The 13329-nt window shown below is 66.2% G+C and carries 12 protein-coding genes; 4 read left to right on the top strand and 8 right to left on the bottom strand.

Annotated elements, in window-relative coordinates; genetic code table 11:
* Nucleotides 1-73: 73 nt before the first annotated feature.
* The gene (locus BST47_RS20470) at nt 74-1006 is read right to left on the bottom strand and encodes an LLM class flavin-dependent oxidoreductase (RefSeq protein WP_083127480.1); all 933 of its coding nucleotides are present in this window, start codon (nt 1004-1006) and stop codon (nt 74-76) included.
* Nucleotides 1003-1839: a MaoC/PaaZ C-terminal domain-containing protein gene (locus BST47_RS20475; RefSeq protein ID WP_083127481.1), complete on the bottom strand. Its 837-nt coding sequence runs from the start codon at nt 1837-1839 to the stop codon at nt 1003-1005. The genes BST47_RS20470 and BST47_RS20475 overlap by 4 nt, the downstream gene beginning before the upstream one ends.
* Before the next feature lie 130 nt (nt 1840-1969).
* On the opposite strand from BST47_RS20475, the gene BST47_RS20480 reads away from it, so the two are divergent.
* A complete protein-coding gene (locus BST47_RS20480) occupies nt 1970-2890 on the top strand; it encodes an LLM class F420-dependent oxidoreductase (RefSeq protein ID WP_083127622.1) in 921 nt (306 codons plus the stop codon).
* A gap of 17 nt (nt 2891-2907) precedes the next feature.
* On the opposite strand, the gene BST47_RS20485 is transcribed toward BST47_RS20480, so the two are convergent.
* The 4 genes from BST47_RS20485 to BST47_RS20500 are packed head-to-tail and all read right to left on the bottom strand — an operon-like array spanning nt 2908 to nt 7697.
* Nucleotides 2908-4098, bottom strand: a complete 1191-nt coding sequence (locus BST47_RS20485) for a cytochrome P450 (protein ID WP_083127482.1) — start codon at nt 4096-4098, stop codon at nt 2908-2910.
* The gene (gene mhpA, locus BST47_RS20490) at nt 4091-5635 is read right to left on the bottom strand and encodes a bifunctional 3-(3-hydroxy-phenyl)propionate/3-hydroxycinnamic acid hydroxylase MhpA (protein WP_083127483.1); all 1545 of its coding nucleotides are present in this window, start codon (nt 5633-5635) and stop codon (nt 4091-4093) included. The genes BST47_RS20485 and mhpA overlap by 8 nt, the downstream gene beginning before the upstream one ends.
* The gene (locus BST47_RS20495) at nt 5632-6570 is read right to left on the bottom strand and encodes a fumarylacetoacetate hydrolase family protein (protein WP_083127484.1); all 939 of its coding nucleotides are present in this window, start codon (nt 6568-6570) and stop codon (nt 5632-5634) included. Before BST47_RS20495 ends, mhpA begins: the two co-directional genes overlap by 4 nt.
* Complete coding sequence (locus tag BST47_RS20500; protein WP_083127485.1) at nt 6567-7697, bottom strand: VOC family protein; 1131 nt, start codon at nt 7695-7697, stop codon at nt 6567-6569. Before BST47_RS20500 ends, BST47_RS20495 begins: the two co-directional genes overlap by 4 nt.
* Nucleotides 7698-7814: 117 nt before the next feature.
* Between BST47_RS20500 and BST47_RS20505 the strand changes: the two genes are divergently transcribed.
* Entirely contained in the window at nt 7815-8477 is a 663-nt protein-coding gene (locus tag BST47_RS20505; RefSeq protein ID WP_083127486.1) for a TetR/AcrR family transcriptional regulator, read from the top strand.
* Here the strand turns inward: BST47_RS20505 and BST47_RS20510 are convergent.
* Together BST47_RS20510 and BST47_RS20515 are read right to left on the bottom strand one after the other, a co-directional pair.
* Nucleotides 8474-10306, bottom strand: a complete 1833-nt coding sequence (locus BST47_RS20510; RefSeq protein WP_083127487.1) for an acyl-CoA dehydrogenase — start codon at nt 10304-10306, stop codon at nt 8474-8476. The genes BST47_RS20505 and BST47_RS20510 overlap by 4 nt on opposite strands.
* 142 nt (nt 10307-10448) lie before the next feature.
* Complete coding sequence (locus BST47_RS20515) at nt 10449-11126, bottom strand: DUF427 domain-containing protein (RefSeq protein ID WP_083127488.1); 678 nt, start codon at nt 11124-11126, stop codon at nt 10449-10451.
* A 124-nt stretch (nt 11127-11250) separates the two neighbouring features.
* On the opposite strand from BST47_RS20515, the gene BST47_RS20520 reads away from it, so the two are divergent.
* Together BST47_RS20520 and BST47_RS20525 are read left to right on the top strand one after the other, a co-directional pair.
* Entirely contained in the window at nt 11251-12681 is a 1431-nt protein-coding gene (locus tag BST47_RS20520; RefSeq protein WP_165799831.1) for a WS/DGAT/MGAT family O-acyltransferase, read from the top strand.
* Nucleotides 12682-12795: 114 nt separating this feature from the next.
* Nucleotides 12796-13323, top strand: a complete 528-nt coding sequence (locus tag BST47_RS20525) for a hypothetical protein (protein ID WP_083127490.1) — start codon at nt 12796-12798, stop codon at nt 13321-13323.
* Nucleotides 13324-13329 lie beyond the last annotated feature (6 nt).

The raw sequence follows: 13329 nt of genomic DNA on the forward strand, positions 1-13329 counted from the left end.
GCGTTGAGTGTGGGCTTGACGCACACATTGGGGCGCAAAAGCGTGCGGGTAACCCACGTTCGGCGAGATGAAGTCAGAGCTTCGCGATCACCTCGGTGGCGAGCAGGTCGAGAGTCTCGTCGGACCCGCGGTCGTGGGTGAACAACACGATCTGGCCGAAACCCAATTCCTGAAGGTCGTGTAACCGGTCGACGATCGCCGGTGGCGTGCCGACGAGACCGCCTTCCTTGAGCCCGAACGCCGGTATGCCGAAACGCTTCTCAGCGAGCTCGCGCACACCGGGCAGAGACGTGTCATCGGCGGCCAGAGCCATCACCGCCTCGATCGACATCACGATCGTCGACGGGTCGCGGCCGATCGCGTCGCACAGCGCCCGCAACGCGGAGATCTTGTGCTCGAGTTCGCCCAACGCGTACGTCGGGACATTCCAGACATCGGCATAGCGCGCGACCAACGGCAGCGTGTACTTCTCGCCGACGCCGCCGACGACGATCGGCGGTCCGGGCTGTTGTGCCGGGCCGGGTTTGATCGGCATGTCCTTGACGACGAAATGCTCTCCGCTGAAATCGATCACCTCGTCGGCGAACGCCTGATGCAGTATCTGCAGCGTCTCGCCGAGGCGTTCGGACCGCTCGGCGAACGTGCCCCACGGCAACCCCAGGCGGGAATGCTCGTCCTCGATGGAACCGCTGCCGATGCCGAGCGCGAGCCTGCCCGCCGAGATCTGATCCAGGGTGGTCACCATCTTGGCCAGCACCGCGGGATGGCGAAATTGGTTGCATAACACCATGTGTCCGACCCGGATACGTTCGGTGCGGCTGAGCAGCGCAGTGGCCAGCGTCCACGCCTCCAACGACGGGTAATCCGGCATGCCGGGTGCGTACAGGTGGTCGTAGAGCCAGATCGAGTCGATTCCGAGTTGCTCACACCTCAGCGTCCGATGCAGCACCTGCTCGTAGGTGAAGCCCATCTGAGGCAGGTACACCCCGATCTCCGGCTTGTTCATGCCCGCAGCTCCAATCGTCCGTGGCTGATGGTCGTCGTGCCGTTCGCCTCTGCTTCGAACGCAAACGAATTGCCCGAGATGTCGAACGCGTTCACGTTCAGATCGCAATCGAGGGGAGTCGGCGACGCGAACCGTCCCGCGACGCGCCGAACCAGGCCCGGATCGTCGACCCCCAAAAGGCCGAGAACGCGGTGGGTGCAGATCGCCATCGTGCACAGCCCGTGGGCGAACACGAAGTCGAAACCTGCTGTGCGCGCGGCGTCGATGTCGAAGTGATGTGCCGACCAGTCGCCGGACACCTCGGCGTAGCGGTGCGCCACATCGGCACCGATGTGGTGGGTCACGGATCCGACCGGACGTGCCCGTGCGTCGTCGGGGAAGCGGTGATCGACGGGTGCGGCCCCGAGATCGACGACGCCGTCGAGGCCGAGCAGCACCATCGTCCACCACTGTTCGGCGGCGAGCGCGCCATCCACGCCCACTTGCTCGAAGTGCATCACGACTTGCGTGCCGGCCCGCGACGTCCGCACCGCCGAAATCTGCGACCACGTCTGCAGCGGCTCACCGGGGAGCAGCGGCCGGTGCAGCACGATGTCGTGTGCGCCGTGCACCCCGCCGCGAACGCGCTGCCAGATCGACTCCGGCAGGTCGCCCCTGGCCGCCTCGTTCGGGGTGAACACCAGGATCACCGGGAACATCGCGGGCGTCGCGAGGCCGTCCAGTACCGATGAGGTCCGGTCGACGGTGGCCGCGGCGTAGCGCGCGATCGTCTCAGGGTCGAGGCGGCCGGCGAACGGGCCGTGCCGGACCGGGGACACCGTCGTCTCGCTCATGCTCGATGACCCTTCTGCGGCCGTGAACCCTGTACATTCCGTGATTCGCATGGTAACGACATTCTCAGAAATCGAGAAGATTGTTCTAGTGTTGAATGCGCGGCTCGGCCGCGCGGAAGCGGAGCACTACATGCGGTTCACGTTCACCCACCCGATGCACAGCCATCCGTACAACCCGGAGTTGGTGACCGGTTCGGGCATCACCACCGTCGCGGCGGCGGCCGAGGCGGCAGGGTTCCACGGTTTCGGGTTCACCGATCACCCGGCGCCGTCGCAGCGATGGCTGGAGTCCGGCGGGCACGACGCGGTGGACCCTTTCGTGGCGATGGGCTACGCCGCGGCGCGGACGACGACGCTGCGGCTGATCCCGAACATCGTCGTGCTGCCGTACCGAAATCCGTTCGTGGTGGCCAAGGCAGGCGCGACGCTCGATCTGCTGTCCGACGGCCGGTTCACCCTCGGGGTCGGTGTCGGCTACCTCAAGCGGGAGTTCACCGCGCTGGGCGTGGACTTCGACGAACGCGCGGCCTTGTTCGAAGAGGCTCTCGAGGTGATCCGGGGCATCTGGACCACCGACGACTTCTTCTATGAGGGAAGACATTTCAGTGCCAAGGGCATCACCGCGCACCCGAGGCCGGTGAGCACACCGCACCCCCCCATCTGGATCGGTGGCAACACCGCTGCCGCGCGCAAGCGCGTCGTCCTGCACGGTGACGGCTGGTGCCCGTTCCCGGCGCCTGCGATGCTCGCGCAGACCGCGCGCACCGCCGTGATGGATGCCGAAGTTCTGGCCGAGGGGGTCGAGGATCTGCGCCGCCGGTTCGACGCCGCGGGCCGGGACTTCACCGGCATCGACATCACGTTCACGAACGCCGACGGCGGCAGCCCCGGCGGTGACGACTTCAACGCCGACGCGTATCTCACCGGTCTGGAAAAGCTTGCGGCGGTGGGTGTCACGTGGGTGCAGGTCGGCCTGCCGGGCGACAACCTGGCGCACGTGTTGGACACCATCGAACGCTTCGGCAGCTCGGTGATCAAGGCCGCGGGTTGAGTGGGGCCGGGCGGCGATCAGGCGGCGATCAGCCTGAGGGGTAGCCGTTCGTGTCGGCGGATGATGTTGTTGAGCGCCCACGTCGGCGGTCCCGACAATTCGATCCGTTCGACACGCTCGGCCAGCGCTCGCAGCATCGCCTGGGTCTCCAACCGCGCCAACCCTTGTCCCGCGCAGGCGTGGGTGCCGTGACCGAACCCGAGGTGGCGAGTGGCGTCGCGCCGGATGTCGAACGTGTCGGCGGCATCCCATTCGAGTTCGTCGCGATTGGCCGAGGAGAAGAGGACCAGGACCTGTGCACCCGCGGGGATCCGGTGTCCGGCGATGTCGGTGTCGACGGTGACGCGGCGGCCGAACGCCCGCAGCGGCGACTCGAAGCGGACGATCTCGTTGACCGCGGCGGGGATGATCCCAGGATCGTCCCTGAGCAGCTGCCACTGGTCGGGGTGCGAGGCGAACAGGTGCAGCGCATTGGAGATCGCGCTGATCGTGGTGTCGAGTGACGGGGCGATGTAGTCGATCATCAGCGGGGCGCACTCGGCGCGGGACACCTTGCCGGCGTCAGCCGCCAGCAGCACCTCGTGGCCGACGCTGCCCTCGATCAGGCTGCGGTCACGCACCACGCGTCGGGCGTAGGCGAGCATGCGAAGGCTTGCCGGTATCGACCTCAGCGCTCGCCTGTTCATCGGGCCGAGGACGTCGAAAGTAGCTGCACCCCAAGGCAGCAGGTCGGTGCGCTGTTCGCGCGGCCAGCCGATCAGGTCGGGTACCACCGCCATCGGTAGTGCGTACGCGAGGTCCTCGACACCGTCCACCTCGCCGCGTCTCAGCGCGGCGTCGACCACTCGGGCGGCCTGCGCCTGAACGTCGTCGTCGATGCCGCGCAGGGCACGGGGCAGTAGGCGGTGCGCGACCAGCTTGCGTCGCTGGTCGTGTTCGGCGCCGTCACTCACCAGCGTGGTGCCGCGGGACAGACGATTGGTCAGCGCGTTGAGCGCCACGCCCTTTTCGGAGGCGAAGGTCGTATCGTCGCGCAGCACCGCCTTGCATTCGGCGAACGTCGGCAACGCGTACACGCGGTGTCTGGACAGCCAGACGACGGGTCCGAGCCCGCGCAGGGCAGCGTAGTGCGGGTACGGGTCGACGATCGCATCGGTGGTGTAGATGTTCGACCCGTAGGTGGGGACGCCGCTGCGCGTTCTAGGCATGGGATCGGACCCTTTTGACGCTTGTGAAGGTCGGGAGCAAGCCATAGATCTGGCGCGCGTCGCGTGCGGCATACATGACCGTGCGGTCCGGCCGCACGATCGCCGCTGCAGCGCGACCGCGGCGAAGCCACTCGGCGAGTTCCGAGCCGGGCGAAGCGATGTGGACGGCGACGCCACGGGCGCCGAGCGTCGAATGCTGCGCGGCAGTCGGTGTCACCGACGTGATGACCGAGAACCCGTTGCCGAGCACGTCGTCGAGCCGGTGGCCGTCGTCGCTGCACACCGTATTCGGGCACAGTGTGCCCGCGAGGTGTCCCGGCACGCGCCTCGATCGCACATAGGCCGAACGACGTAGTGCGGGGGTGCGGCTACCGAGGATCTTGCCGCGCATACCGGGAACGAACCGCAGGCGGGTCACTAGCAGTCGCCGGGCGAGGTTGCCCCATTCCCCGCCTGCTGTCATGGCCCAGCCGACGGTCAACGCGAGCCGAATCATGTGCCGCGCGTGCGGTTGGCGTTCCTGCTCGTAACTGTCGAGCGTGGCCGGCGGAAGCTCGCCGGTGATGACGCCGGCGAGTTTCCACGCCAGGTTCATCGCGTCGCGCAGGCCGGCACCGAGGCCCTGGCCGACGAACGGCGGGGTGAGATGTGCGGCGTCGCCCAACAGGAAGATATTGCCACGTCGCCACCGGTCGGCGATCCGGGCACGAAAGGTGTATTCGGCGACGCGGATCAACTCGATGTCGTCGTCGGTGACGTTCGACGTCCACGGGGCGATCAGCGGACGCAGTGCATGGATGCTCCGGAAGTCGTCGGCCGATTCGCCGGGCAGGAGCCGAAATTCCCAGCGGTACCGCGAGGGTCCGATCCGCATGTACGTACCGGCCCGCATCGGATCGCACACCTGATGCACGCCGTCCCACTGGTCGAGATCGGCGTCGGTGGCCGCATCGACGACGAGCCAGCGCTGGTCGAACTTCATATCGTGCATGCAGCTGCCGATCTGGTTGCGCACGACGCTGTTTGCGCCGTCGCAACCCAGCAGGTAGTCGGTGTTGACGACATGGGTGGAGTCGTCGGTTCGGTCGATGTAGGTGACCCGGACGCGGCCGTCGTGTCGTTCGGCGACGGCGACGACCTCGACGTCGCCTCGCAGTTCGACGCCGGGGTAGCTTTTCAAGTTGGCGCGCAGCAGCGCCTCGAGGTCGGGCTGGTCGAACATGTTGGCCTGCGGAAAACCGTTGACCGACAGTGCGGTGTCGCGGCGGAACTCGGCGAGCACCCGCATCGAGGGGTCGAGCAGACGAAGACCTTGGGCCGGCCGTGAGATCGCGGAGAACTCGTCGGCGATTCCGAGACGCGCGACGATGCGGCAGATCTCGTCGTCGAGATGCACCGCACGCGGCTGTGGATAGACCGCGCCCCACCGTTCGAGGATCAGGCAGCGAATGCCGTACTGCGCCAACAGGGTGGCGACCGTCGCGCCGGTGGGCCCCGCTCCCACGACGACAACGGCAGGCGAATCCTCCGTCGTCACGCATACCTCACGGTGGTGCGCTGCACACCGAGGTCGATGGCGCCGTCGTCGGTCGCGACGCGCAGTTCCACCGAGTCGCCGTCCTTGAGGTATTTCGTGTTCTTGGCCTGCCGCTTGAAGAACACCTTCCACTTGACCGCGGGCGGAAGGAGCGATCCGATCACCTCGATCGGCTTCGGCGGGGCGCTCAACGCGGTCCCGACGGGCGTACCGGTCATCACCAGGTCACCCGCGGCCAGATCCTGGAATCGGGCCAGCGACTTCAGCGCCTGCACGGGCGGGTAGATCATGTCGCCCCCGACGACCATGTCCTGGCGGATCTCGCCGTTGACCCTCAGCTGCAGACGCAGATCGGTGAAGCGCTTGAGTTCGTCGGCGTCGAGCAGCACCAGCGCGGGCCCGACCGGTGTGAACGTCGGATAGGACTTGCCCTCATAGAACTGGGTTTGGGGGAGTTGGATGTCGCGGGCCGAAACATCGTTGGTGACAACGAGTCCGGCGATGTAATCGGACAGCTGGGATTCGGCGATCTCGGTGCCGACGGGGATGTCCCGTCCGATCACCAGACCGATTTCGACCTCGTAGTCCAGAAGCTTCACGTGCTCGGGCTTGACGATGTCGTCGAACGGACCGCTGATCGACGCCGAGGACTTCCGGAAGAAGGTGAGCGGGATCGAGGCGGGGTCCATGCCCGCGTCCTTGACGTGTGATGCGAAGTTCGTCATCTGCGCCACGACGCGGCAGGGCCGAGTCACGGGGGAGATCAGCGTCAATGAATCAACCGGCACGGTCTCGGTGCTGTGGCTCGCCCATTCGATCGCCTCCCGGTCCTGGAGCAGGTCACCGGTGGTGGTCGCGGTGGTGGAGATCCTCGCCGCACCGGTTGGGGTGTGGACCCACCAGGCGTCGGCGGTGCGCAATATGGACGTGGTCATGAGTTGGCTACTTTCATCAGGCCGCGGAGGCGGGTGAGGGTGAATTCGTTGTCGTCGCGCAGGGCGTTGAGGATCGAACGTGCTTCGTGGGGAAGCGCTTTGGGGTTGATGCCGAGGAAGTCCTTGGTGACGGCGGGACCCCACTGAGACAGCCCTGACGCCGTGAACGGAGCCCAGCCCGGCTCCAGGGTGTTGTCGAACATGTCGCCGTCGGCGAAGTGCTCTACAAGGAATCCGTCGGGGTCGCGCCAGTAGTCGAACAGCTGGCTGCCCTGGATGTGGCGCCCGATGCCCCATGAGCGGGAATAGCCACGCTCGCGCAGATATTCGCCGCCGGCGGCGAGCGCGTCGAGGTCACACACCTGGTAGGCCGAGTGCACGTACCGGTTGACCGGTCCCAGCGTCATCGCCAGGGTGTGATGGTCGGCGGGGGCCGTGCCCCGGTCGCAGCGCATGAAGCTCATCACCGGGCCGCGATCGCGTTGGCCCGGGTAGTAGAGGAAGTCACTGACGATCATGCCGAGGTTGTCGAGATACCAGTTCAACGCCTCGGTGTACCGGGTGGAGGAAATGACGACATGCCCGAGTCGCTGAACCCTGGCCGGCGCGCGGCTGGGGCGTTGGGTGGCGTTGGCGCGCGCGACCCGGTCGCCGAAGTTGAAGACGTGCGCCTGCTGGCGCGGCAGGGCGGGCAGCGGGTGCATGCCCGCGACCACCTTGACCGGAATTCCGCTCGGATCGACGAGATCGGTCGACACGCCTCCGATGGATTCGGGGAGTGCGTGGACGCCGATGCCGTTCGCATCGGCGAGGCGTAACACATCGACCTCGTCCTGAGCCGCGAACGCGGTGCCGACGAACCGCGAGCGGGCGCCTCTGCGCAGAATCACGCACGGCGCGCCGGGGTCGGTGCCGCGCAGTTGCACCTCGTCGTGGGTGCGCATCGCAGTGGTGAACCCGAAGGCCTGCGCGAACGCTTCGGCGCGCGAGAGGTCCGGTTTCTCGAACTCCAGCCACGCGATATCGGCGACTTTGATGACCGGATTTCGCGACCTCCCCGGATGCTCGCCGGCCCGGGCCCCGTGCTCGCTGTGCAGGTCGCTGTGGGTGCCGACGGTATCGCCCATGCTGCACCTCCCTCGTGTATCGACACTGACTGACGAAATCGTCACATACGACGCGACACTCAGTCAAGTGGTCCTGACGAAATCGTCAAAAGTGAAGGAACCTGCTACCGTGAGTGGGTGAGTGATCAACCGGACGCGTCGGTCAATCGGCTTGAACGGCGCAAACAGCGCACGCGCGCGGCATTGATCAAGGCGGCGCAGCGATTCATCGCCGCGGGCAAGGTCAACGTCCCAGTCCTGGAGATCACCCAGGCGGCCGATGTGGGAATGGGCTCGTTCTACAACCACTTCGAGAGCAAAGAGCAGCTCTTCGAGGCGGCGATAACCGATGTGCTCGACACCCATGGCGCCCTGCTCGACGAACTCACCTCGTCTATCGAGGACCCCGCCGAAACATTCGCTCGCAGCTACCGGCTGACGGGCCGGCTGTTCCGGCGTCGCCCGCAGGAGAGTCAGATCCTGCTGGCACACGGTATGCAGCTGCTCGCGTCGGAGAAGGGGTTGGCGCCACGCGCCCTGCGTGACATCCGGGAGGCCAATCGGGTCGGGCGATTCACCGTCAGCGATCCCGAACTCGCCTTGGCCATGGCCGGCGGCGCACTGCTGGGGTTGGGCAATCTGTTGCGCAATCAACCCGATCGTGACGACGCCGCGGCCACCGACGCTGTGACAGAGGATATTCTGCGATTGTTCGGTCTGCCCGCCGACGAGGCACGGGAAATCTGCAGTCGTCCGCTCTCGGAACTGGACGCGCTCACTGAACCGGACTCCGCGGCCTAGAACGCCGCCTCGGGCAGTCGCATGATCTCGTCGTCCATGGTTCCGACGATTTCGCGCACCGAGCTGACGATCGGCAGCCTCTGCGAGGCGAAGAACGTCGCAGTCGCGACCTTGCCCTGGTAGAACGCCTCATCACCGCGCGCCGGACCGGCCGTCAGCGCCGCTTGGGCGACGTCCGCGGCTACAAGCAGCCGCCACCCGATGAGCAGATCGCCGACTGCCATCAGGTAGCGCACCGAGGACAGGCCGATCTTGTAGATCTCCGAAGGCTCTTCCGATGCCGCCATCAGGTATCCGGTCAGGCTCGCCGTCATCGCCTGCACATCCTCGAGCGCGACCCGCAACTGATCGGCCTGTGACTTCAGCGCGTCGTCACAGCCGTCGATCGTCTTGCTGATCTGCGTCGCCACATGGGCCAACGCCGCGCCGTTGTCGCGGAAGATCTTGCGGAAGATGAAATCCAGCGCCTGGATCGCAGTCGTGCCCTCATACAGCGAGTCGATTTTCGCGTCGCGGATGTACTGCTCGATCGGATAGTCCTGCAAGAACCCCGACCCGCCGAGCGTCTGCAGCGATTCGGTCAGAATCTCGTAGGCACGTTCGGAGCCGACGCCTTTGACGACCGGCAGCAGCAGGTCGTCGACCCGGTGGGCCATATCGGGATCCGCACCCGAGACATGTTGGGCCACATCACTGTTCTGATGCGCCGCGGCGTACAGATAGAGCGCGCGCAGACCCTCGGCATACGCCTTCTGCGTCATCAGGCTGCGCCGGACATCGGGATGGGCGATGATCGCCACGCGCGGTGCCGTCTTGTCGGTCATCTGAGTCATATCGGCGCCCTGCAGGCGCTCCTTGGCGAAGGCCAGCGCGTTCAGGTACCCGGCCGACAGTGCGCCCGCGGACTTGACGCCGATGGTCATGCGCGCGTTCTCGATCACGGTGAACATCTGCGCGATGCCGTTGTGGATGTCGCCGACCAGATAGCCGACCGCCGGTATTCCGTCCGCGCCGAATGTCAGTTCACATGTCGGCGAGGACTTGATTCCCATCTTGTGCTCCAGGCCAGTCGCGAAAACCCCGTTGCGAGGGCCGAGTTCGAACGTCTCGGGATCGAACAGGAACTTCGGCACGTAGAACAGGCTCAACCCCTTGGTCCCCGGTCCAGCGCCCTCGGGTCTGGCCAGCACGAGGTGAACGATGTTCTCCGCGGTGTCACCGACGTCCCCGCCGGAGATGAAGCGCTTGACGCCTTCGATGTGCCAGGTGCCGTCGGGCTGAGCGATGGCCCTCGTGCGGCCGGCTCCGACATCGGAACCGGCATCGGGCTCGGTGAGCACCATGGTCGACGCCCACCCGCGCGCCACACCCTCTGCGGCCCATCGCTTCTGCTCGTCGGTGCCCTCGATGAACAGCGCGTTGGCCATGGTGGGACCCAGCGCCCACCAAAAGCCGGCGGACGGGTTGGCGGCCACCAGCATCTCGTTGACCGCCCACACCAATGGGGAGGGTGCCGGTACGCCGCCGATCTCCTCGGCGATGCCGATACGCCACCAGTCCGAATCCTTGATGGCCTGCACCGACTTGGCTAATTCCGTTGGCACGCTGACTGAGTGTGTCGCAGGGTCGAATACCGGCGGGTGGCGGTCGGCGGCGGCGAACGATTCCGCGACGGGTCCTTCGGCGAGCCGGGCCACTTCGTCGAGCATGGTGCGTGCGGTGTCTTCGTCAAGGTCGCCGTAGGCGCCGGAGTCCAGAACGGCGCCCAGCCCGAGCACCTCGAAGAGGTTGAACTCGAAATCGCGCACGTTTGCTTTGTAGTGCCCCACCGCTGTTTCCCTTCGCGTCGCGAAACCCATAGAAGTCTGGCTGAGCAGGGAAAACGTACGCAACCGTAACCTACGCCTCCGTAGGGGAACGAGGCCGGACACGGCCGGGACGTGGGCACCAGCCGGTCGGCCGGCTGTCTGATCAGGGTTGGGGCAGGTCGGCTTCCACGTCCAACTTCCCGGGATCGAAGCTGAAAAACCCTCTGATGGAAAGAGATTCGGGTAGCGGATCCTCGTAGCTCCACGCGACGTCGTCGAGGACTTCGCCGCTGCGAACCGCCGACCAGTAGGTCGCGTAACCCTTGTAGTTGCAGTAGCTGCTCGTCTCCGAGCGTCGCAACAGTTCGGTGCGCACGCGCGAAGGGGCGACATAGAGACGGGGCTCCAGCGCGGTTTCGAAGACGATGACGGTGTCGGAGGTGTCCACCAGGATGTCGCCATCGAGGGCGACCCGCAGCCTGCGGCCGGTGGGCCTGCAGTCGACGCGGTGATACGGATTCGGCGGGTAATGGACGAGGCGGCGGCCTTCCTCCAGCCACGCGTCGACCGCATCCCACGGCACCTGGAAGTAGCCCGGCGCCTCGGGCACCGCTTCGGTTGGAAGATCGCCGATCTCGTCGGCCGGGAACGCGTAGCTCAAGGGCCGGTCGGGCCGGTGCACCAACAGCGCCCGCTCGGTGTCGATCACCGCACGACCGTCGCGCAATGCCCGGATTCGCCGTGGGTGCGGTTCGACGAAAACAGTGCCAGCCGCCAACGGCGGTGAGAACCATCCGGCGGGATCCGTGCTCAACGGTCCACGCCCGGTGACCAGACTCATGAACCCAGCTTTACAAAGCTGCGACGAAGTGTCATTTCTTTGGCGAAGTCCTGTGACTTCGCCGATGAAGGAGTGTGATTGGGGCACGCGGGGAACCCGACGGGGGCAGCGACCGAGGGGGAATGTGAAGCGACTGAACGGCGTCGACGCCTTGATGCTGTACACCGAGACACCCGAGATCCACATGCACACGCTGAAGATCGGCGTGCTCGACGTGTCGGGTGTCGACGGTTTCAGCTTCGATCTTTTTCGCCAGGTGGCGTATCCGCGATTGATGGCCCTGAGCCCGCTGCGCTATCAGCTCGTCGACATCCCGATGAAGTTGCATCACCCAATGTGGGTGGAGAACGACGACATCGACCTCGACTATCACCTGCATCAGGTACGCGTGTCCGCACCCGGCGGCCGCCGGGAACTCGATGCGTTGATCGGTGAGATCGCCAGTACGCCTTTGGATCGCAGCCGTCCGCTCTGGGAGATGTACCTCGCCGAGGGACTGGCCGGGAACCGGATCGCGATCATTCACAAGGTGCACCACGTCCTCGCCGACGGTGTCGCATCGGCCAACCAGATGGCCAAGGCGATGGAGCCGCTCCTTTCCGCAACCCCGGCGGTACCGCCACTGGACGACATGCCTCGCACGAGGGGGCACCTGTTGGCCGAGGCAGGCCGCGACCACGTCAGCCTGATCCGGAAGCTGCCCCGACTGGTGAGCGAGACCGCCACCGGCATTTCAAAGGTTCGGCGGCGGTCCAAGGAACGCGGCGATCATCCGGACCTGGCCCGCAACTTCGCGCCACCGCCGAGCTTTGTCAACCACGTCGTGACCCCCACGCGACGGTTCGCCACGGCGCCGCTCGCGCTGTCGGACGTGAAGGAAACGGGGAAGCACCTGGGTGTCACGCTCAACGACGTCGTGCTGGCGACGGTCGCGGGGGCCCTGCGCCGTCTGCAGCTGCGCTACGACGGGCACGCCGAACTGCCTCTGATCGCGGGGGTTCCCGTGAGCACCAACCCGTCGCGGGAGCGATTGACCGGCAACGAATTCACCTACATCACCCCGTCGTTACCGGTCCACATCGACGATCCGCTCGAGCGGGTGCGGCTCACCGCGCTGTCCACGGGCATCGCCAAGGAGAATCACCAACTGCTCGGGCCGGCGGTGCTGCCCGCGTGGATGTCCTACCTTCCGCCGGCCATGGCGCCCGCGGTATTCCGCCGCCAGGCCCGGCGCGTCGAGTCGGCGAGCGTGTTCAATCTGACGGTCTCGAACGTGCCCGGTCCGCGCGAACGCGGCATCATCGAAGGCGCCACGGTCACCGAGATCTACTCCGTCGGGCCGGTGGCCGCCGGAAGCGGCATGAACATCACGGTGTGGAGTTACGTCGACCAGCTTGCGATCTCCGTGCTCACCGACGATGTCACCCTCACCGACCCGCACGAGGCCACCGACGCGATGATCGACGCGTTCGTCGAGATCCGCGAGGCGGCGGGCCTGACCGGCGGGCTGACGGAGGTGGGCGCCGCGATGCCGATGGCCGCCGCAGCGGTTTGAGCAGGGGCTACGTGCGATGACCCGTCGTCCTGGGTTTACAGATCTGCTGAAATCGTTATGCGGACCTGAAAAATGATCCTTTACAGATCCTCAGGAAAGTGTCACGCTTCGTAGGTGCCTTTGCCCCTCGACGAATCGAACGCCATCGGGAGCCGTCGCTATCAGCTGACCGTGGTGGCCGTGAGCACTGTCGACCTGGTCGGATCGGCCGGCGGATGGATGTGTGACAAGGCCAGAGCCGGGTGGGACGTGCGGGTGGTGCTCACCGACGACAGCGACACGCGGCCGCTCGCGATCCTGGGTGCCTCACCGCTGGGCGCTGACGCTGCGCTGCCCGACGTGATGAAGATGGCCTCGCTCGGCGGAGCCTTGGCGCTGAGCGCGGGTGTGCTCGCCGACGAGCGGATTCGTGCCGGCGTGCTCGGGATTTTGAAGCGCGGGTTGACGCAGGTGACGGTGTGGGGTCAGGACTGGCCCGCCGATTTCAGTCGTAAGCCTGACCCGGTCGAGCACAGGCTCAGTTCGGCCGCCCGGGCGTTCAAGGCCCACGCGCTGGGCGCGGCGACGGTATCGAAGATCGCAGGAACCGAGACGCTGTACAGCCTCAGCGCGAACGCACTGCGCCCGTTGCACTCGGTCTAGCCACCA

This window comes from Mycolicibacterium tusciae, assembly GCF_002086795.1.
Lineage (GTDB): Bacteria > Actinomycetota > Actinomycetes > Mycobacteriales > Mycobacteriaceae > Mycobacterium > Mycobacterium tusciae.